General features: G+C 44.9%; 22 protein-coding genes and 1 riboswitch. Of the genes, 17 read left to right on the top strand and 5 right to left on the bottom strand.

All coding sequences use genetic code 11. The annotated features are described in order from the left end of the window. The first annotated feature begins 68 nt into the window (after window positions 1-68). From rny to QVP35_RS02375, 7 genes are all read left to right on the top strand, one after another. Window positions 69-1,616 carry a ribonuclease Y gene (gene rny, locus QVP35_RS02405; protein ID WP_006566438.1) on the top strand — a complete coding sequence of 516 codons (1,548 nt, stop codon included), beginning with the start codon at window positions 69-71 and terminating at the stop codon, window positions 1,614-1,616. A 282-nt stretch (window positions 1,617-1,898) separates the two neighbouring features. Continuing rightward, window positions 1,899-2,699, top strand: coding sequence for an SDR family oxidoreductase (locus QVP35_RS02400; protein WP_009289005.1), 801 nt, complete (start codon window positions 1,899-1,901; stop codon window positions 2,697-2,699). 51 nt (window positions 2,700-2,750) lie between these two features. Continuing rightward, entirely contained in the window at window positions 2,751-4,607 is a 1,857-nt protein-coding gene (locus tag QVP35_RS02395; protein WP_006566436.1) for a PTS mannitol transporter subunit IICBA, read from the top strand. 89 nt (window positions 4,608-4,696) lie between these two features. Further along, a complete protein-coding gene (locus QVP35_RS02390; protein ID WP_006566435.1) occupies window positions 4,697-5,404 on the top strand; it encodes a DeoR/GlpR family DNA-binding transcription regulator in 708 nt (235 codons plus the stop codon). Window positions 5,405-5,448: 44 nt separating this feature from the next. Further along, window positions 5,449-6,588 (top strand): mannitol dehydrogenase, encoded by a 1,140-nt coding sequence (locus QVP35_RS02385; protein WP_009289004.1) that lies wholly within the window; start codon window positions 5,449-5,451, stop codon window positions 6,586-6,588. 15 nt (window positions 6,589-6,603) lie between these two features. Beyond that, entirely contained in the window at window positions 6,604-7,131 is a 528-nt protein-coding gene (locus QVP35_RS02380) for an NUDIX hydrolase (protein ID WP_009289003.1), read from the top strand. 102 nt (window positions 7,132-7,233) lie between these two features. Next, the gene (locus QVP35_RS02375; protein ID WP_006566432.1) at window positions 7,234-7,797 is read left to right on the top strand and encodes a hypothetical protein; all 564 of its coding nucleotides are present in this window, start codon (window positions 7,234-7,236) and stop codon (window positions 7,795-7,797) included. Here the strand turns inward: QVP35_RS02375 and QVP35_RS02370 are convergent. Next, complete coding sequence (locus QVP35_RS02370) at window positions 7,768-8,796, bottom strand: 3-deoxy-7-phosphoheptulonate synthase (protein WP_006566431.1); 1,029 nt, start codon at window positions 8,794-8,796, stop codon at window positions 7,768-7,770. The two genes, QVP35_RS02375 and QVP35_RS02370, sit on opposite strands and share 30 nt — an antisense overlap. A gap of 210 nt (window positions 8,797-9,006) precedes the next feature. After that, window positions 9,007-9,160: riboswitch (FMN riboswitch) on the top strand. A 125-nt stretch (window positions 9,161-9,285) separates the two neighbouring features. On the opposite strand from QVP35_RS02370, the gene QVP35_RS02365 reads away from it, so the two are divergent. Beyond that, the gene (locus QVP35_RS02365) at window positions 9,286-9,894 is read left to right on the top strand and encodes an ECF transporter S component (protein ID WP_009289001.1); all 609 of its coding nucleotides are present in this window, start codon (window positions 9,286-9,288) and stop codon (window positions 9,892-9,894) included. A gap of 74 nt (window positions 9,895-9,968) precedes the next feature. On the opposite strand, the gene QVP35_RS02360 is transcribed toward QVP35_RS02365, so the two are convergent. Beyond that, window positions 9,969-10,358: a thioesterase family protein gene (locus QVP35_RS02360; protein WP_006566429.1), complete on the bottom strand. Its 390-nt coding sequence runs from the start codon at window positions 10,356-10,358 to the stop codon at window positions 9,969-9,971. Window positions 10,359-10,606: 248 nt separating this feature from the next. Here QVP35_RS02360 and QVP35_RS02355 point away from each other — a divergent pair, with 248 nt between their 5' ends. The 7 genes from QVP35_RS02355 to QVP35_RS02325 all read left to right on the top strand — a co-directional run bounded on the left by QVP35_RS02355 (window position 10,607) and on the right by QVP35_RS02325 (window position 16,604). After that, window positions 10,607-11,212: a histidine phosphatase family protein gene (locus QVP35_RS02355; protein WP_009289000.1), complete on the top strand. Its 606-nt coding sequence runs from the start codon at window positions 10,607-10,609 to the stop codon at window positions 11,210-11,212. Between the two features lie 36 nt (window positions 11,213-11,248). Then, a complete protein-coding gene (locus tag QVP35_RS02350) occupies window positions 11,249-11,680 on the top strand; it encodes a DUF1700 domain-containing protein (protein ID WP_006566427.1) in 432 nt (143 codons plus the stop codon). Window positions 11,681-11,689: 9 nt separating this feature from the next. Beyond that, entirely contained in the window at window positions 11,690-12,829 is a 1,140-nt protein-coding gene (locus QVP35_RS02345; protein WP_009288999.1) for a M20 metallopeptidase family protein, read from the top strand. A 154-nt stretch (window positions 12,830-12,983) separates the two neighbouring features. Then, complete coding sequence (gene thrC, locus QVP35_RS02340; protein ID WP_009288998.1) at window positions 12,984-14,471, top strand: threonine synthase; 1,488 nt, start codon at window positions 12,984-12,986, stop codon at window positions 14,469-14,471. A gap of 98 nt (window positions 14,472-14,569) precedes the next feature. After that, window positions 14,570-15,421 carry an RNA polymerase sigma factor gene (locus QVP35_RS02335; RefSeq protein WP_009288997.1) on the top strand — a complete coding sequence of 284 codons (852 nt, stop codon included), beginning with the start codon at window positions 14,570-14,572 and terminating at the stop codon, window positions 15,419-15,421. A 13-nt stretch (window positions 15,422-15,434) separates the two neighbouring features. Next, window positions 15,435-16,118 carry a DUF2461 domain-containing protein gene (locus QVP35_RS02330; RefSeq protein ID WP_022260756.1) on the top strand — a complete coding sequence of 228 codons (684 nt, stop codon included), beginning with the start codon at window positions 15,435-15,437 and terminating at the stop codon, window positions 16,116-16,118. Window positions 16,119-16,313: 195 nt separating this feature from the next. Then, window positions 16,314-16,604, top strand: coding sequence for a hypothetical protein (locus QVP35_RS02325; RefSeq protein ID WP_006566422.1), 291 nt, complete (start codon window positions 16,314-16,316; stop codon window positions 16,602-16,604). Between the two features lie 68 nt (window positions 16,605-16,672). Here QVP35_RS02325 and QVP35_RS02320 read toward each other — a convergent pair whose 3' ends face one another. From QVP35_RS02320 to QVP35_RS02310, 3 genes are read right to left on the bottom strand one after another with little or no spacing between them, the layout of a single operon-like run. Next, window positions 16,673-17,455 (bottom strand): hypothetical protein, encoded by a 783-nt coding sequence (locus tag QVP35_RS02320; RefSeq protein WP_009288995.1) that lies wholly within the window; start codon window positions 17,453-17,455, stop codon window positions 16,673-16,675. Continuing rightward, window positions 17,449-18,147, bottom strand: coding sequence for an ABC transporter ATP-binding protein (locus QVP35_RS02315; RefSeq protein WP_022260755.1), 699 nt, complete (start codon window positions 18,145-18,147; stop codon window positions 17,449-17,451). Before QVP35_RS02315 ends, QVP35_RS02320 begins: the two co-directional genes overlap by 7 nt. A 17-nt stretch (window positions 18,148-18,164) precedes the next feature. Continuing rightward, on the bottom strand, window positions 18,165-18,512 hold the full coding sequence (locus tag QVP35_RS02310) for a GntR family transcriptional regulator (protein WP_006566419.1): 348 nt from the start codon (window positions 18,510-18,512) through the stop codon (window positions 18,165-18,167). 150 nt (window positions 18,513-18,662) lie between these two features. Here QVP35_RS02310 and QVP35_RS02305 point away from each other — a divergent pair, with 150 nt between their 5' ends. Together QVP35_RS02305 and QVP35_RS02300 are read left to right on the top strand one after the other, a co-directional pair. Beyond that, a complete protein-coding gene (locus QVP35_RS02305) occupies window positions 18,663-19,412 on the top strand; it encodes a PP2C family protein-serine/threonine phosphatase (protein WP_009288993.1) in 750 nt (249 codons plus the stop codon). Between the two features lies 1 nt (window position 19,413). Further along, window positions 19,414-20,401, top strand: a 988-nt coding sequence (locus tag QVP35_RS02300; protein ID WP_288187732.1) for a serine/threonine protein kinase, incomplete at its 3' end; no start/stop codon positions are given.

Genomic DNA, 20,401 nt, shown 5'->3' with positions numbered 1-20,401 from the left:
TTTTGTGCAAAAACATATAAAATTATAGAAGTGTTTTATGCACAAAAAATTGAATAAGGAGGAGGCCTGTGGTATATATAATTATTGCCATTATCGCAACTCTGGTCATTGTTGCGCCAATTTCCGCCTATGTTGCCAATCAAAGAAGCAAGAAGGCTATGGAAGTAACCATTGGAAACGCAGAGAGCAAAGCCAGAGATATTATAGATGAAGCCATAAAAGCAGCGGATGCGAAGAAACGCGAAGCTTCACTTGAGATCAAGGAAGAAACTATAAAAGCGAGACATGACTTTGAAAAGGAAACAAAGGAACGCAGGGGTGAACTGCAGAAGTACGAAAAGCGCGTACTCAACAAGGAAGAAACTGTTGACAAGAAAGCAGAGATGCTGGAGCGCAGGGAACAGTCTCTGACTGCCAAAGAAAAGAATTTTGAGGCAGACAAGGCAAAAGTGCAGGAGCTCAAGTCCAAACACTTACAGGAATTAGAAAGAATTTCTGGGCTGACCTCTGATCAGGCAAAAGAACAACTATTATCAGCAGTGAAGGAAGACGTAAAGCACGAGACAGCGATGCTCGTAAAAGAGATGGAATCCAGAGCAAAGGAAGATGCGAGAAAGAGAGCCAAGGAGTATGTGGTTACAGCCATTCAGAAGTGTGCCGTAGACCATGTGGCCGAGACGACGATCTCTCTTGTACAGCTTCCAAACGACGAGATGAAAGGACGCATCATCGGCCGGGAGGGCAGGAATATCCGTGCCCTTGAGAATATGACAGGAGTAGAATTGATCATCGATGATACCCCGGAAGCAGTCGTATTGTCAAGTTTTAATCCGGTCAGGAGAGAGATTGCAAGGATTGCTCTTGAAAAGCTGATCGTGGACGGAAGAATTCATCCGGCCAGGATCGAAGAGATGGTGGAAAAAGCCACAAAAGAAGTGGAGACGAAGATGCGGGAAGACGGGGAGGCTGCAACTCTGGAACTTGGAGTTCACGGCATCCATCCGGAACTGGTCCGTCTGCTGGGCAAGATGAAATACCGCACCAGCTATGGACAGAACGCACTGAAGCACTCTATGGAGGTGGCACAGCTTTCAGGGCTGCTGGCATCTGAGATCGGAGTCGATGTCAGGATGGCAAAACGCGCTGGGCTGCTCCATGACATTGGAAAAGCTATCGACCACGAAGTGGAAGGTTCCCACGTAGAACTTGGAGTGAACTTGTGCAAGAAGTACAAGGAACATCCAATTGTAATCAATGCAGTGGAATCCCATCATGGGGATGCAGAACCAGATACATTAATCGCTTGTCTTGTTCAGGCGGCAGATGCGATTTCCGCAGCGAGACCGGGAGCGAGAAGCGAAACACTGGAAAGCTATACGACGAGACTGAAACAGCTGGAAGAGATCGCAGATTCCTTCCAGGGTGTTGATAAAACTTTTGCGATACAGGCAGGTCGGGAGATTCGTGTAATGGTAGTTCCAGAACAAATCAGTGACGACGACATGATTTTACTGGCCAGGGATATTTCAAAACAGGTGGAAGATAACCTGGATTACCCGGGACAGATTAAAGTCAATATTATCCGTGAGTCACGGGTTGTGGACTACGCGAAATAATCAATGGAAAGTGAGACAGCAGATGAATTCGTTCATCTGCTGTCTTTTTCTGATGAGAAAAATCCTTCACACATATTTAAAACGCAAAAAACATGCAGATAACCGCATTTTCGTACGAAAAATGCGGTTAATTTATTATAAAAACGCATATAACTGCAATAAATAGCCTTGACAATGCAAAAATATGCTGGTATTATAAAGGTACAGCAAACAAAACAGGCAAACAGATGCATAAAATGCAGATGAAAGCGCAAAAAAATGCAGAAAGAAAGGAAAACAAGTATGGAAAAGTGGATGGACTTAAGCGGGAAAGTCATGATCGTCACAGGAGGAAGCCAGGGGATCGGTGAACATGTAGTAAAAACACTGAGAAATAACGGTGCCGCAGTTGTGGTTGCGGACTTGAGAAACAATGAGACGTTTGAAAAGGATGAGAACATCTTTTTTGTTGAGTGCAACGTTGCCGACAAGAAAAGCGTGGATTCGATGATGGAACAGGTAATAAAGAAATATGGAAAAATAGATGGCCTTCTGAACAATGCAGGAGTCAGCCGTCCGAGACTGCTGGTTGATTTTTACGGAAAACGGCCGGAATATGAACTTTCAGAAGAAGACTTTGATTTTATGGTCAATGTCAATCAAAAAGGAGTATTCCTGTGCTCACAGGCTGCTGCACGTTACATGATAAAACAGAAATCCGGAGTGATCGTGAATATGTCATCTGAGGCGGGGATGCAGGGCTCCAAAGGCCAGAGCTGCTATTCAGGCACAAAAGGAGCAGTCCTTTCTTACACAATGTCATGGGCGAAGGAGCTGGGCCCCTATAATATCCGCGTTGTCGGTGTGGCACCGTCAATCAATGAGAGAACTCCTATGAATAACGACGCAGCATTTGAAGCGCTTGCGTATACAAGAGGACAGGATAAGAATAATGTTTCATCCGATTATGAAAAAGTTATTCCTATGGGAAGACCGGGGAAATTAGATGAAGTTGCCGACTTGATCTGCTACCTGATGTCCGACCGCGCAAGCTACATATCCGGAACTACTGTAAATATCAGCGGGGCAAAGTCTACACGTTAAAAAGTATTTCAATAGTAAAAAGTCAAAGTATGAGAACCGGAGGTGTAAGATATGGAAACAAAAGCAGGGGCACTGGACAGAATCCGTAAATTTGGCGGGCATATGAGCGGGATGGTTATGCCGAATCTGGGTGCATTTGTGGGCTGGGGACTGCTGGCAGCATTGTTCATACCGACAGGGTGGATTCCCAATGAAAAATTAAATGAGATGGTAGGACCCATATTAAATTATCTGCTGCCGCTTCTGATTGGCTATACGGCAGGCTATAATATCCATGGACAGCGGGGAGGTGTTATCGGTGCATTTACTACCATGGGAGTGATTGTAGGTTCTGATATCACTATGTTCAGCGGAGCCATGATCATGGGCCCGTTTTCTTCATGGCTTCTAAAGAAGTTTGACCATGCCGTGGAGGGGAAAATCAAACCCGGATTTGAAATGCTCATCAATAATTTCAGCCTTGGAATCCTTGGATTTGCTTTGGCTATCCTCGGTTATCTGATCATCGGGCCGGTGGTAAATGCGATTATCGCTTTTTTGACGGCAGGAATCAACTTCCTGATCGCGAAGAAACTGATTCCGCTTTTGGCTGTATTTATGTGCCCGGCCCAGGTGTTGTTTTTGAACAATGCAGTAAACCATGGAATTATCTCACCGATTGCATTCGCTCAGGCTCAGGAGGCCGGTAAATCCCTGATGTTCCTGCTCGATTCTAACTGTGGTCCGCTGCTTGGCACCTTATGCTCTATTGCTGTTTTTGGAAAGGGAAAAGCAAAAGAGACAGCTCCCATGGCGATGTTTATTGCGGGAATCGCCGGTATCGGGGAAGTGTATTTTCCTTTTATTCTGGCAAATCCGATCATGATTTTTGCTACAATGGGCGGTCTTGCAACCTCCCTTCTGCTCCTGGTCGTGCTGGGCGGCGGTCTGGTCGGCATGCCGTCTCCAGGCAGTCTGATCAATATAGCCCTTATGACACCAAAGGATGCTGCGGTGGCAAATGTTCTGGCAATCGGAGCGGGATTTGCGGTGGCGCTGCTGATCGGTTCTTTTATTCTGAAGACCATAGGCTCTCCGGAGGAAGAGGCAGATCTTGCCGTAGCCGGTATCGATATGGGAACAAAGACGGCAAAACCGGAAGCGGCCTTAAAGAAACATAAGCCTTCCTCAGGAGGTGCCATCCGTTATATCATCGTGGCCTGTGATTCAGGAATGGGCTCCAGCGCCATGGGAGCATCGGTTTTAAAGAACCGTCTCCAGAAAGAAGGATATAAAGATATTAAGGTAAAGAATTCATCGGCCAGCCGGATTGATCCTGATGCGGACATGATTATCACGCTGGAAGGGCTGATTGAGAGGGCAAAACTGAGTGTAGACAATACAGGCAGGGAATTTCTGGCGATCAACAACTTTCTGAAAGAAGCTGATTACGACCGGGCTTTGGAAGTGATTGAAGACAGAAACGGCAAAGAAAAAGCAAAACCTATTTTATCAGAAGAAAACATTGCGTTAAATGTGAAGGTAAAGGATAAAGAAGAGGCCATTCGGTATGCCGGAAAAATTTTGGTGGAAAACGCGTATACGACTCCGAAGTATATTGAACATATGATGGAGAGGGAGAGGAGATTCTCTGTGTATATCGGAAACCATCTGGCGATTCCTCATGGGATAGAGTCATCAGATTCGGAAATATATACTTCAGGCCTGTCTGTAGTACAGATTCCGGAAGGCGTTGACTTTGGTGATGGAAATATTGCATACGTTGTCATAGGTATCGCCGGGAAAGACGGCACTCATCTGAACATGCTCAGCAACATAGCGCTGATCTGTGCTGAGGAAGAGAATATTGAAAAGATGAGGCATGCTGAAAATAAACAAGAGATTATGGAACTATTAAAGAATATTTAATGGCCGCTTTTGCTTTCCCTTTTCCAGCGGATTCGTTATAATAATATTAATCTAATCAACAGAATGTATGTGTAGGAGAAGGTAAAGCGATGAAGATGTTAAAAGCAGAGAGGCAGGATAAGATCCTGGAGATTCTGTCCCTCGAAAATAAAATTATTGCCAGCGAATTAAGTGTGAGGCTTGAAGTTTCTGAGGATACGATCCGCAGAGATATTAAAGAATTAGACCAGAGAGGTCTTTTGAAAAAGGTGCACAGCGGAGCCGTAAAAAACGGACCTTTGAAGGAAGATTTTGATGCAAGGATTGATCTGAATCTGGAAGAAAAGATTCGTCTGGCCAAAAAGGGCGCAGAATTGATCAAACCCGGATCTGTGATTTTGATCGATGACGGAACAACTAACTATCAGGTGATCAAGCAGCTGGATAAACACATGCGCTGTACGGTTATTACGAACAGTATTCCGATTATCCTTCTTTTAAGAGATTATCCAAACATCGATGTGATCACGCTGGGCGGGAATCTGTATAAATCTTCCATGGCTACCTATGGCTATGAGGTCATCAAACAGCTGGAGCTGCTTCATCCGGATTTGTATTTTATGGGGATTTACTGTATGAGCAGTGAAGTGGGCATCAGTCATTCATCCATGGAAGAATGCCAGCTGAAACAGAAGATGCTCTCTGTCTCTTATCAGACTGCGGCACTTGTGACCAAGGAAAAGATCGGATCTGTGTCAAATTATGTCATATGCAAGACAGGTGACATTACATATTTGATCACAGATTCTGATCAGTAAATATAGAGCTGTTTTTCAGACAAAACACAGATCAGGAGGGAAAAATGAAGAATGTATTGATTGTGGGAGCAGGACGGTTAGGAAAAGGGTTTGTAGGCGAAACTTTTGACAATGCGGGATGGAATCTTACATTCCTGGATAAGGACCCGAGAGTTACAGAAGAATTACGAAAAGACGGTTGTTATTATGTGAAGGTACACCGGGTGGATGAAATACAAAACCGTACGGTCAAAAATTTTAAAGCATATACTTGTGATGAAGAATACTCATGCATGGAGGCTTTCTTGGAGACGGATGTGATCGTACTTCCGCTTTATCCGGAAGACTTTGAAGAGGCGGCAGGTTATCTGACGAAGTGCTTTGAAGAATTTTACAGGGTGCATCCGGACCGCAGACTGACTATGATCTGTATTACAAATAAAAATTATCTGATCCCTGGAATTACGGAGGCATTCAGAAAAGACTTGTCCGAAGAAGCAAAGGAGTGGTTCGATCAGAATGTAGTGATCCGGGACTCTATTATCCGCAGGAGTACAGATGCCAAGAGTAATTATGATGTCCATATTGATACGGTTGCAGTAAATTCACTTTTGATCCAGCAGCCGGTCAATAACGATTTCAGTGATGTGGAATGGATGGAACTTACGGACAAGATTGAGATGCTCAAAGACATTAAAGTCACCGCAGTCAATGGTCCCCATGCAACACTGGCCTATATGGGATATTTAAAGGGGTACAGTACGATTCCGGAATCTGAGGCTGATCCTGAGATCGCGGAAGTTGTGGAAGGAGTAGTAGAGGAGATTACGGCAGCCGTCATGAAGGAATATCCGATTACACCGGAGGAGCTGCACAACCTCGTTTATTTTGCACCGGCCAAGGGCGTGCTTCCAGATTCTATCTACCGGGTAGGATACGATCCGATCCGTAAATTATCAAAAGGAGACCGTCTGACAGGAGCCGCCGAGCTGTGCCTGAAACACGGCGTCAGTTTTGATTCGATCGCCAAAGCCATGGCGGCCGGATTCCAATATGCGGAGCCCAGGGACGCAAACGCACAGAAACTTCAGCAGGAGATTAAAAACATTGGAATTGAACAGGCCGTATCTGAATATACTGGTCTGGACGCAGACAGCCCGATTGCAAAACGTGTCATCGAATATTATCATCAGTCTGCAAGATAGAAGGCGGAGGAGCATATGGACGGATATAAAAAGATCAGACAGAATCTCGTACATCAGGGAAAAGTAGTGGGGTTTTATGAAGATGTCATTACACTGCCCAATGGCAATACTGTCACCTGGGACCTGGTAAAGCATCCGGGAGCCGCAGCAATTATTCCGGTCACGGAGGAAGGGAATATCCTGCTGGTCCGTCAATATAGAAATGCCCTGGACGCAATGACTTATGAGATACCGGCCGGAGGTATTGAGCGGGGGGAGAGCGGATACGACTGTGTAAAAAGGGAGATCGAGGAAGAGACAGGGTGCAGGGCAGAAAAGATTGAACCTCTGATCACGATTGTAACCGCCATTGGCTTCTGCGATGAAAAAATTCCAATCTTTGTAGGGACAGGACTTCATAAGACAGAGCAGAATCTGGACGAAGACGAGTTTATCGATGTATATGAATTTTCGCCTGAGAAAGTGAAGGACATGATCTTAAAAGGAGAGATTGTGGATGCCAAGACGATTTCCGGAATCATGACATATTTGAGTACGCTGTGAGGATGAAATACCGGGTGTCATAAAGAAAAAAGGTAGCACATATAATTTTATGTGCTACCTTTTTATATCCGCGGAGCAAATGATATCTGGGAGGGAATTTAGATGGAGCGGAAAAAATTTTTCATCGGTGTGTTCGTGCTGACCGGCCTTGTGCTGGGAAGCCTTTTTACAAATGCAGTGTATAAGGATTATCTGGAGTATGGGGGACAGATGGATTCCCTTGTCCTCAGCGGGAAAGGACTTTACATATCAGGCAGCAGCCTTCTGCCCTATATTTTATTTAAGAGGGGAAAGCAGTACGGCATTTTATTTCTGATCGGTTTTATTTTGAAGCCGGTGGTGCTTTTATACGGCGGACTTTTCTGTCTTTCTTTTTTTCTGGGTTCGATCCTGTCTCTGCAGGTAATGAATTTAGGGATCGCAGGTCTGCTGATTGTGATACTGAGCCTGTTTCCGCACTATATCTGTTACGGCGGTTCCATGTATCTTCTGTATCAGCGAAATGTAAGAGATGAAAAAAAAGAAGAAATAACCTTTGATACAGGTCATTCCTTCTTAAAAAAGTTTTCCATTCATCTGGAACTGATATTGCTGGTGCTGGGATGCTTTTTAGAGAGCTATGTCAATCCCGGAATCTTAAACATGTTCAGCCATCTTATAAAGTAATTCCTCTGTCTTTTCCCATCCAAGGCAGGGGTCTGTGATGGATTGGCCGTACACGCCGTTTCCGATCGGCTGGCTGCCGTCTTCGATATAGCTTTCGATCATGATGCCTTTGACGAGAGAATTGATCTCGGGGAGAAAGCTTCGGCTGTGGAGGACTTCCTGGACAATCCTTGGCTGCTGATCCCACTGTTTTCCTGAGTTGGAGTGGTTGGCATCCACAATGACGGCCGGGTTCGCAAGGCCGAATTTTTCATACATGTAAGCAACTCTTGCCAGATCTTCATAGTGGTAATTCGGTACATTGTTGCCGTGTTTGTTGACGGAGCCGCGGAGAATCGCATGGGTCAGAGGATTTCCGTCTGTATTTACTTCATAGCCGTTGGCGATGAAATTGTGGGAACTTTGTCCGGCGACGATAGAATTCATCATCACGGTGAGATCGCCTCCGGTTGGGTTTTTCATTCCTGCGGGAATGTCGAAACCGCTGACGGTCAGACGGTGCTGCTGATTTTCCACGGAACGGGCGCCTACGGCTACATAGGACAAAATGTCTTCCATGTAGGGCCAGTTTCCGGGATAAAGCATCTCATCAGCCGCAGGCATATGGAATGCTTCCAGAGCGTCGATGTGGAGTTTTCTCACGGAACGGAGACCTGCGGCCATATCCGGAGCTTTCTCAGGGTCCGGCTGGTGGACCATTCCCTTGTATCCGGCGCCGTTTGTTCTCGGTTTATTTGTATAGATCCTTGGGATCATCAGGAGCTTGTCGGAAACCTTTTCCTGAACGCCGGCCAGGCGTCCCAGATAGTCCATCACCGCTGTTTCGTTGTCGGCAGAGCAGGGACCAATGATTACGATGAATTTTTCCGATTCCCCGGTGAAGACCTTTTTGATTTCTTCATCTCTTGCCTTTTTTATCTGCCGTGCCTCTCCGCTCAAAGGAAATTCCTGCTGGAGTTCCTCAGGAGACGGCATTTTATTGATTCTATGCATACCCATAATCTTATCTCTCCTTTATTTCTCAATCTGTATGTAGACGGCTCATAAAGCCGATTGTTATAAGTTTACCAAATGTTCACAGTGCTGTAAAGAAGGAAAGGCAAAACGGTGTGTACCCGAAAAAATCCTGAAGATGCCTTTACAAACGGGAAAAATTTGTCTATAATAAACATAGTATAAAATTGCATATCGAAGTAGAGAATAATGATTCTCCAACTTCAGGGCAGAGTGAGACGTTTTAAAGCGTCAATTCTCGACTGGCGGTGATCCTTTTTTATAGAGCAGAAGGCAAGTCCGCGAACCGAAAGGCCGATTGAGTGTGAATCTCAAACCAACAGTATAGTCTGGATGAAAGAAGTAACCATGGACGGTATTTTTGTATCGTTCAGCACAGCCCTGTCTTTGGTGACAAGGGCATTTTTTATTTTGCAGGGTTGGATCAGACATCCCCCTCAGAATAAAAGAATTGTTAAATGGAGGAGAAAGAAAATGATGAATGAAACAGCAGCAGTGAGTAAAGTAAATGTAAGAAAGATCACGGTGACCGCCATGCTTGGAGCGCTGGCCGCAATTCTGATGTTTTTTGAATTCAGCGTGCCGTTTATCATGCCGGGATTCATTAAGATGGACTTTTCAGAACTTCCCGCTCTGATCGCCGCATTTTCCATGGGGCCGGTATCAGGCATCGCAGTGTGCTTCATTAAAAATATTGTAAATCTTCTGCACACTACGTCCGGCGGAGTAGGGGAGATTTCCAACTTCATTCTTGGAGTCTGCTTTGTACTTCCGGCAGGTCTGATCTACAAGAGAAACAAATCACAGAAAGGAGCACTGATCGGTGCCCTGACAGGTGCTGTCATAATGGCAGTGGTGAGTGTGTTTTCCAACTATTTTGTCGTCTATCCGGTCTATGAAAACTTCATGCCGATGGAAGCAATTATCGGAGCTTACCAGGCGATCAACCACAATGTCAGAAACTTATGGGATGCATTGATCTGGTTTAACATGCCGTTTACCTTCGTAAAAGGAATGTTCAGCGTTGTAATTACATTTTTGGTATATAAGAGGATATCTCCGATCTTAAAAGGAAAACATTAAGATTTAAGACAATTATCACAGAATATAATAAAACGTCAATCCGAACTTAAGGATTGACGTTTTTTGATGAATGTTTAATTTAATTTTTGTTTTGCATTATCTAAAAATGAATCTGCGGCCACGATATAGCGCTCGTGTGTGCCGATGCCGATCCGGCCTTTATTGTCCATAATTTCCGCCTGAAACTCTAATTTCTTCCGGTTGATCTCTGTCAGGTGACACTGGCAGGTGACTTGGCACCCTACGGGAGTGGCAGACACATGGGAAATGTTTAAATTGGTGCCGACTGTGGTCATGCCCTCATCCAGCTTTCCCTCTAATAATTTTACGGCAGCTCTTTCTACCAGGAGTGTCATGGCAGGTGTGGCATACACAGGAAGGCTTCCGCTCCCCCAGTGGGCGGCAGTCAGTTCGTCAGTAACCTCTTCTGACAGGGTGATCTTGTCTCCAATTTCAATCTTCATAAGTTGTCCTCTCTTGATTTATTCCGTATCGTTTTAGGATAGGTAACATTTCATACACTTAGTATAGCAAAATAAGATAAAAATGCTATAGTTTTTTAAGAATTTATTGTAATCTGTGTATGTCTGAAGACGGTTCATACAGTGTGAGGCTGTAAAAGTCCAGAAAAGGCTATGGTGTAAAGCCGGTAAATACGTTAAAATAGTTTTTGACGGATATAATATTAAAATTAAGGTGAGGAGGAATCTTATTGAAATTATACATGATGAGGCATGGAGAAACTTCATGGAATAAAATACGCAGAATTCAGGGACAGTCGGACATTGATTTGAATGAGGCAGGCAGAGAGGCGGCCAGGCTCACGAGTGAGGCTCTGAAAGATTTCAGATTCGACGCAGCCTATACGAGTCCGCTCAGCAGGGCCAGGGAGACAGGAGAGATCGTACTTGCGGGAAGAGATATCCCGCTCATCGAGGACGAACGCCTGAAAGAGGCCAATTTTGGACCGTATGAAGGGGCCGATCTGAATGAATTATACGAAAAAAAAGAACCCATTCTGGACTTTTTTGACCGTCCGCATAAGATGACGCTGATCGAGGGTGCGGAAACCCCGGCACAGGTCGTAGAGCGGTCGAAAATATTTCTGGAGGAATTTATTCTCCCGATGGAAAAAGAAGCAGAGAGTGTGATCTTATTTACACATGGGGCGTTTATTCACGGAATGCTGACAAACATGTATAAGAGAGATGTGAGAGATTTTTGGAAGGGGCCCAAGCTGAAGAATTGTTCCATTAGTACGGCAGAAGTAAAAGACGGCTGTTTCTGTGTGCTCAGTGAGGCAGAGGTCCTGTATTAAAATTCAGAAAGAGAAAGAAGCTAAAGGAGACATACAATGACGAAATATGAGTTTTTAAAGGAACTCCGGGAAGCGCTGGAGGGACAGGTGCCGATGAGTGAAATTGAGGATTCCATTTCCTATTACAGAGATTACTTCAGCCGCCAGGAGGCAGATGGAAGAAGCGAGCAGGAGATCTTGGAAGAACTCGGCAGCCCAAGGCTGATTGCAAAATCCATTATCGAGACAAAGGGCGGGGAGCAGATCTATTATGAAGATACCTATGAAGAGCAGGTGAATGAAGAGGAAGGTTCTCCGAAAGTTTTTGTGTTTGATTCTTTTCTGACGAAGATTGGATGTCTGGCAGCAGTGATCATTGTCATCATACTGATTGGAAGTATGTTCGCCGTAGCGCTGCGGTTTATCGGACCGATCATTATGATCCTCCTTCTTATTTATCTGATCAAAAATGTTTTCGGAAAGAGGTAAGGGCAGAAAATGAATATCATTCAGGAAGTAAACCAGGCCAGAGAGCAGATCGTAAAGTACAGGCAGGATCTTCACCGATGTCCGGAGATGGCTTTTGAAGAATATGAGACTACAGCCTATATCAAGCGGCAGCTGGATGCCATGGGGATATCCTATAAGCCGCTGTATCCCACCGGCATTGTGGCGGAGATCGGGAAGGGCAGGGAAGCTGCTGCACTAAGGGCCGATATTGATGCATTAAAAGTAGAAGAGGAGACAGGATGTTCTTTTGGGTCAGAACATCAGGGATATATGCATGCCTGCGGACATGACGGGCATGCAGCCATTCTTTTGGGCACAGCCGGTATTCTGAAAAAGCATGAAAAGGAATTATCAAAAAAAGTATTTCTTGTTTTCCAGCCAGCGGAGGAGACTGCCCAGGGAGCAAAACTGGTTCTGGAGTCAGGGCTTTTAGAAGACGTAAAAGAAATATTCGGACTCCATATTTTTTCCGGAATCGAAGCCGGGAAGATTTCTCTGGAGGCGGGGCCGAGAATGGCTGCCACGGACTGGTTTTCTATAGACATCAGAGGAAAATCCGGTCATGCCGGAAAACCGCATCTTTGTACAGATGCATCGGTAATCGCTGCGGCCACAGTCATGAACCTTCAGACGATCGTGAGCAGAAATACCGATCCTCTGGACTCGGCTGTAGTTACCGTGGGAAAGATGATCTCAGGTACAGCCAGGAATGTCATATCCGGCTCTGCCAGAATCGAGGGAACAGTCCGGACATTTTCGGAAGAGACTGAAAAAATGGTGAAGGAACGGGTCATCGAAATCGCCGTGGGAACAGCCGGTCAGCTGGGAGGAGAAGCGGCCGTAGATTATCCGCCGTCCAGCCATCCGCCTCTGGTCAACGGGAAACCGACGGTGGAGAGAGCCATGCGGGGAGCAGGAAAGATTTTTTCCGAGAAAGATTTTGTGCATGTGCCTCCGATGATGCTCGGAGAAGATTATTCCAACTATTTAAAGACGATTCCGGGAGCGTTTGCATTTGTGGGCGGGGGTAAAGATCAGTTTCCCAATCACCACAGCAGATTTGATATGGATGAAAAGGCACTGGAAAGCGGAGTGAAACTGATGCTTGCTTATGTCATGGAAGAGTAGGCGGTTTGCAGGGATGAGCGGTACAAAAAACGGCAGAATGTACAGTATTTCGTGCTAGACCGCAATTCACAAGTATGCTATAATCATAGCCAAAGAAAAAATAGGCCTCATTTACGGCCTTGCAGATTATAAACCAGGGAAAAGGCGGGTAATTATGAATTTAGTTTATCGTAGTACAAGAAACAGGGAAGAGACAGCATCTGCTTCTGAAGCGATCCTTAAGGGACTGACGAATGACGGAGGACTTTTTGTGCCGGATTCTATTCCAAAGCTTCAGGTTTCGGTAGAAGATTTGAAAGAAATGACTTATCAGGACATTGCGTATGCGGTTATGAAGGAATTTCTCACAGATTTTACAGAGGAAGAGTTAAAAACCTGTATTGCCAATGCTTATGATAGTAAGTTTGACACAGAGGAGATCGCCCCGATCGTAAAAGCAGGGGACGTATACTATCTTGAGCTGTTCCACGGCTCCACCATCGCATTCAAGGATATGGCTCTCTCCATTCTCCCGTATCTTTTAGTTACTTCCGCAAAGAAGAATCATGTGGAAAATGAAATTGTGATCCTGACAGCCACTTCCGGAGATACGGGCAAAGCTGCTCTGGCCGGTTTTGCAGACGTGCCGGGAACGAAAATCATTGTCTTTTACCCGAAATCCGGGGTCAGCCCGATTCAGGAAAAGCAAATGCTGACTCAGAAGGGTGAAAACACTTACGTTATCGGCATCAAAGGTAATTTTGACGATGCCCAGACCGGAGTGAAAAAGATGTTCTCCAACAGGGAACTGGCCGCAGTGATGGATGGGAACGGATATCAGTTTTCATCTGCAAACTCAATCAACATCGGACGTCTGGTTCCTCAGATCGTATATTATGTAAAAGCCTACGCGGATCTGGTGAAAAAGGGTGCAGTAAAGGCAGGAGATCCGATGAATGTCGTAGTGCCTACCGGAAACTTTGGAAATATTCTGGCAGCGTTTTATGCAAAACAGATGGGAATTCCGATCGGAAAGTTTGTCTGTGCGTCCAATGAAAATAAAGTTTTGTTTGATTTCTTCCAGACCGGAGAATATGACAGAAAGCGTGAGTTTGTTGTGACATCATCTCCTTCTATGGACATTTTGATTTCCAGCAATCTGGAGCGTTTGATTTACAGAATTACAGGAAATGATGCCGAACAGTGTGCGAAGTTTATGAATGCCCTGACAGAAGACGGTGCATATGAGATCACACAGGAGATGAGAGACCAGCTCACAGAGTTCTTCGGGGCCTATGCCACAGAAGAAGAGACTATGGAGAAGATCAGACAGGTCTATGAGTCAGAACATTATGTACTGGATACCCATACGGCAGTGGCATCCGTGGCATATGACAAATATGTGAAAGACAGCGGTGATAAGACACCGGCAGTCATAGCCTCCACCGCAAGCCCGTATAAGTTTACCAGAAGCGTAATGAATGCCATCGATCCAAAATATGATGTAAAGTCTGATTTTGAACTAGTGGATGAGTTACATAGAATTTCCGGTGTGGCTGTTCCGAATGCCATCGAGGAGATCAGGACGGCTCCGATCCTCCACGACACAGTCTGTGAGACGGCGGCTATGGAAGAAGAAGTGAAAAAAATCCTGAATATTTAAGATAAAGATGATTAAAATACGGCAGAGTTAAATTCTCTGCCGTATTTTTTGTCACAAAAAAGTATTTTTGTAGTCTAATACAGCAGGAGGTAAAATTTATGGATAAGATAACAAATCAACAACTTGAACTGCTTATCGGCAGAGCCGTAGACGGAGACAAAAAATCTCTGGAAACAGTGATCATGAGCGTACAGGACCTGATCTTCAATCTTTCTCTCAGGATGCTTGGGACTTTCGCGGATGCAGAGGATGCGTCACAGGACATCATAGTGAAAGTCATCACCCACTTGTCATCGTTCAGAAAAGAGAGTGCTTTTTCTACATGGGTCTACAGGATAGCGGTAAATCATTTGAAAGATTACAAAAAACATATGTTTGCCAACAGTCCTCTGAGCCTGGAGTTTTACGGGGATGATATTGAAAATGCTCAGATCCGCGATATTCCTGATCTGACACAGAATGTGGAGAAATCTATTTTAGAAGAGGAACTGAAAATGTCATGTACCAATGTGCTGCTGCAGTGTCTGGACAGCGAGAGCAGATGTATTTTTATTCTGGGGACAATGTTTAAACTGGACAGCCGTATCGCAGGTGATATCCTTGGCCTGACACCGGAAGCATACCGAAAGAGACTTTCCAGGATACGCAGCAAAGTGGCAGATTTCCTCGATCACTACTGCGGCGAATTTGGACGGGGGACATGCAGGTGCAGAGACAGGCTCAACTATGCCATAAAGAATCACCGTCTGGACCCGGGCAGGCTTCAATATACGGCGGCAAATGAAATTTCAGAGCAGACAATGTTTCATGTAAAGGATGCTATGGAAGATATTGACGACTTGTCAATGAAGTTTTCTTTCTGCAAATCCTATGGATCACCGGAGAAAATGAAACAGTTTATCAGGGAGTTTCTGGATTCTGCTTCGTTTTCTGTCGTGAAAGAATCGTGAGGAGGTATTAGATATGAATATGGAACTGATTTTAAATTATTTATCGGAACTCAGCCGGAATAATAACCGGGAGTGGTATCATGAGCATAAAGAAGAGTACCGAGAGGCCAATGCTGAATTTGAGTCGCTTATTCAGGAGCTGATTTTGAGAATCGGGGAAAATGACAGCAGCATCCTTGGGAATATTCCTAAAAAACTCACATTCAAACTGGTCAGGGACACTAGGTTCAGCCGTGATAAGTCTCCGTATAATCCCTGTTTCCGCGCTCACATTTCATCAAGAGGCAAACTGCCGGTTCCCGTCGGATATTATATTATGATCCGGCCGGGGGATCAGTCTTTTTTAGGCGGAGGTTTATTTGCGGATATGTTTAAAGACGCTACAAGGATGGTGAGGGATTATCTCTCAAAACATCCTGAGGAGTGGGAACAAATCATCGGGTCTGATGAGTTTCAGAGCTGTTTTGCTGTAAAGGGCACGGCGCTGAAAAATGTGCCTGCAGGCTATGATAAGGATCATCCGCAGGCCGAATATCTGAAGAATAAAAGCTGGTATCTGGAATATTTCATAAAAGACGAGGAACTCCTGAATGAGGAACAATTTTTGGACAGAGCAGTGGACGTTTTTCGTAAGATGAAACCGTTTAATGATTATCTGAACAAAGCTTTGGAAGGCTTTGAAATGCCCCAGAGATAAAATTACAATGGGTGGACACGCTTCGCGTGTTAAGGTATACCCACAGGGCATCCCGTAATTCAGACCCTGCGGGTGGACATGCTTCGCATGTTAAGGTATACCCACAGGGCATCCCGTATTTTATACCCTACGGGTGGACACGCTTCGCGTGTTAAGGTATAATTTAAGAAAAAGTATGTGAGGAGACGGTGAATTATGCCAAAGGATTTATTTGATAAGATCGAGCAGACCATAACGACTACTGGGAAAGCAGCGGCGAAAAAAGCAAGGGAAGTAGCGGATACGGCAAAGATTAAAAATGACATCCGAGTTGCAAAGCGTGAATTAAATGATTTGTATGAGCAGGTTGGACGGCAGTATTTTGAGTCTCATATGGATTATCCGGAAGCGGAATATATTGATCTGTTTAATCTGATCGAAAAGATCCGGGGAGATATCAAAGTCATGGAAGCAGACCTTGAGATGGTCAGAGAAGAAGAATCGTAAGAGTGTGATTAGTAAAATATAAAAGCCGGCAGGATTAAACTTCCTGCCGGCTTTTTAGTATAGTGTGATCAGAGATTTGTTTTTCTTTCCATGAGATATCTTGTCAGGAAGAAGCAGACGAAAATCTCTATGATGCTGCCGATGATCATCATAGGCATCAGATAGTAGCAGAATTCCTCAAGTCCGGTAAAATTCATGAAGTTCGGGAAGATGGACGAGAAGATGTTGGTCACAAGTGAAAGCGCCGCAGTTGCAAGGAAATAAGTTCCTATGGATGCTCCCAGACGATGATTCGGCAAAAGACCTCCGATAGTAATACAAAGGTAAATAAACAATGGTGATGATATGGCATTCAATATCAATGCAGACAAAGTCTCGGTGATAAATAAAAATCTGATTCCCGGGTCAATCTTGTTAAATTCCTGGAATGAAAGGGACAGCACCTGACAGAAATCAGTCCAGTATGGCGTACCTGCCAGGAAAATAAAAATAGAGAACATGAAGGCGACGGAGGAGATTACAACCCAGAAGATACTGATCAGAAGTTTGCTCAGGATCTGGAGGTTGACGGAAACAGGAAGCGTAAAGCTTAAGTATCCCTCATCGGTATAAAAGTTCTTATAAAACCGGTAAAAAGATATAATAAAGCACATGAGGAACAGAGCGATCACGGCCACCACATAAATGGTTACAATAAAAATGCTGAAAGTCATGCGCAGCGGATCATTGCCGAACCCGATCATCATCATAAACAGTTTAAATAACAGTGTGATCCCGCCGAATGTTGCGAGCAGAGGCACAAAATACCGGGCGGTGGCTTTCAATTCATATTTCAGTAGTTTTCCTAGCATTTGAATACCTCCCTGAATAACTGGTCCACAGATTTTTGTTTCTCTTCCCGGATCTGGTCGACGGTTGCAGACAGAGTGATCTTTCCGTTCTGCAAAAACAGGACGTCGTCCAGGACGGTTTCGATGTCACTGATCAGATGGGTGGAAATGATCAGGCTGGCATCCGGATTGTAGTTTGAAATAATCGTTTTCAAAATATAATCACGGGCAGCAGGATCTACACCGGCAATCGGCTCATCCAGAAGATATAATTTTGCATTCCGGCTCATGACTAAGATGAGCTGTACTTTTTCTTTTGTTCCCTTAGACAATGTTTTCAGGCGCTTATTTTCGTCAATACCAAGATCCTTCAGCATATAGAGCGCCTTTTCTTTGTTGAAGTCTTTATAAAAATCATCAAAGTAGGTAAATACTTCATGGATTTTCATCCACTCCGGAAGATACATCCGGTCCGGGAGATAGGAAATGTGTTCCCGGGAATGGATGCCCAGGGGCTGACTGTCAAACAGGATCTCTCCTTCGGTTGCTGTCAGCAGGCCGTTGATCAGCTTGATCAGTGTGCTCTTGCCGCTTCCGTTGGGGCCTAAAAGACCAATAATACGTCCGGAGGGAATTTTTAAGTTGAGTCTGTCTAAGGCTAAAAAACCTGAGTAGACCTTAGAAAGATTATTACATTCAAGAATATAATTCATATACATACCTCTCATTGCTATCTTATTAGTTTGATAATGTCTTCTTTTTTCAGACCATATCGTTCCATCTTCTTCAGGAACTCCGCAATTTCCTTTTCGGCAATCGAAGCCTGCAGTGACTGGATCAGCTGCTCATCTTCGGTGACAAAGCGTCCGCTGGTCCTCTGGGAATAGAGCAGGCCGCTGCGCTCCAGTTCGGACAGTGCTTTCTGCATTGTATTCGGATTCACAGAAGCACAGGCCGCCAGATCCCGGACGGAAGGCAGCTTTCCTCCGAGAGGATAGACACCGGAAAGGATGTCGCCTTGAATATGTTCCATCAGCTGAAGATAAATCGGCCGGTCATCAGATAATTCCCATGCCATAATAAACCTCGCTTTCTTGTATTAAGTATCTAGTACAATGGTATAATAAACCGGAAAAAAAGTCAATTAGTTTTTAAAAATAAATTGACTGGTGCTGGAAAAATATGTATAATGAGATTAATAAATGGAAATAAAAGGAGGATTTACATTATGTTTCAAATTGTAGATATGACAGATATGGGCAATGGCCGGGATTCCAATCAAGATTCTTATCTCTTGAAAGAAGAGGAGATCTGCGGACAGCAGATACTGATGGCGGCTATGTGCGACGGTATGGGAGGACTCAGCAGAGGAGAGATCGCAAGCGGTTATATTGTAGGTTCGCTGGACCGATGGTTTACCCACACACTCCCGGTCCTCCTCAAACAAAAGATGAAGATTATGAGGATTCAAAAGGAACTGGTGGCTGCCATCAAGAAGATCAATCACCGGCTGATCCTTTTGAGCCGGGAATACGGGGACACCATGGGGAGTACTCTGACGCTTCTTTTTGCGGCAGACCGCCGTTTTTTTGTTCTGAACATCGGTGACTCCAGAGCCTACTGGTTTGACCGGGAACAGAAGTATGTCACCAGGGATCATACCCTGGTCCAGGAAGAAGTCAGCCGCGGACTGCTGACCATAGAGGAAGCGAGGACAGATGCCAGAAAACATATTCTGATGCAGTGTATTGGCGTTACAAAGGAGATCACCATTGACTGTTACAACGGGAAAATTAAGCCGGGGATGGAATTTCTGCTCTGTACAGACGGGTTCTACGGCATGCTTAGGGAGGAGGAGATTTACGAAGTGGAAGCATCCAAAGATGAGATGAAACGATGGGTGAGAGAGTGCTTTGACAAAGTAAAAGAAAGAGGGGAACTGGACAACTTATCATGCATTGTCGTAAAAGTTTCCTGACATGGACAGAGATTGTGCAGGAAACTGTATACTTTTAAAGCAGTTGGGGAGGGGAGGACAGGGAGAGATCTATTTAGCCTGGGATGAAGAAAAATCAAGCTACACAGCGGTTAAAAGGTTTGAAAGCCGGCTCTTGGAAGGGATCAGGGAAGCGCGTATACTGGAGTCATTATGTCATCCGGGGATACCGAAGTATCTTGGACGGAGATTGGAAGACGGACACTTAGATCTTTTTATGGAATATATTCCGGGCATCTCAGTAAAAGAGTATATCAGGCTTCATGAGAAGATCCCCGAACGCCGGACAGCTGTATGGGGCATACAGCTGCTGGATATTTTAGACTATCTTCATAGGAGATCTCCGCCGGTGATCCACTGCGATATTAAACCATCCAATCTGATAATCACAAGGAGAGGCAGGCTCTTTCTGATCGACTATGGCACGGCAGTTCTGGGGAAGGACGGGAATCAAAAGCTGGGGACCTGCGGATATGCTGCACCGGAGCAGATGGACGGACTCGGATATGCAGATGAACAGAGTGATATTTACAGTTTTGGCATGACCCTATATCACATGGTTACAGGGCATCACCCTGGTAAAAAACCATGGGAAGATGATAAAAACTATGGGTTTTCCAGGGGATTTGCGAGAGTATTGAAAAAGTGTATACGAACGGACAAGGAAGACCGTTATCAGACAGTATCAGAAGTGAGACGCGGGCTTAAGAGAGTTTTAAGAAAGCGGGCCGCTGTCTGGGCTGGGGCAGCAGTTTCTTTGATTCTTGCGGCAGGCGTTTGCTGGAAGTCCGGATACAAAAAAGAGCAGCCTGCATATGCTGTGCTGCTAGCTAAAGCCGAAGAAGAACGGTCAAAGGCGGGGAGCAGATTTTCGATGAAAGCAGTTCGATATTATGAGCTGGCGGCGGATCGGGAACCGGATCAGGCAGCCGCATATGAGCGGCTGCTGAGATACTATCAGTCTGCAGGGA

The sequence above is a fragment of the Anaerostipes sp. CAG:276 genome (genome assembly GCF_000432215.1).
In the GTDB taxonomy this organism is placed as follows: Bacteria; Bacillota; Clostridia; order Lachnospirales; family Lachnospiraceae; genus Anaerostipes; species Anaerostipes caccae.
This window is presented reverse-complemented; position numbering and strand designations above follow the sequence as displayed.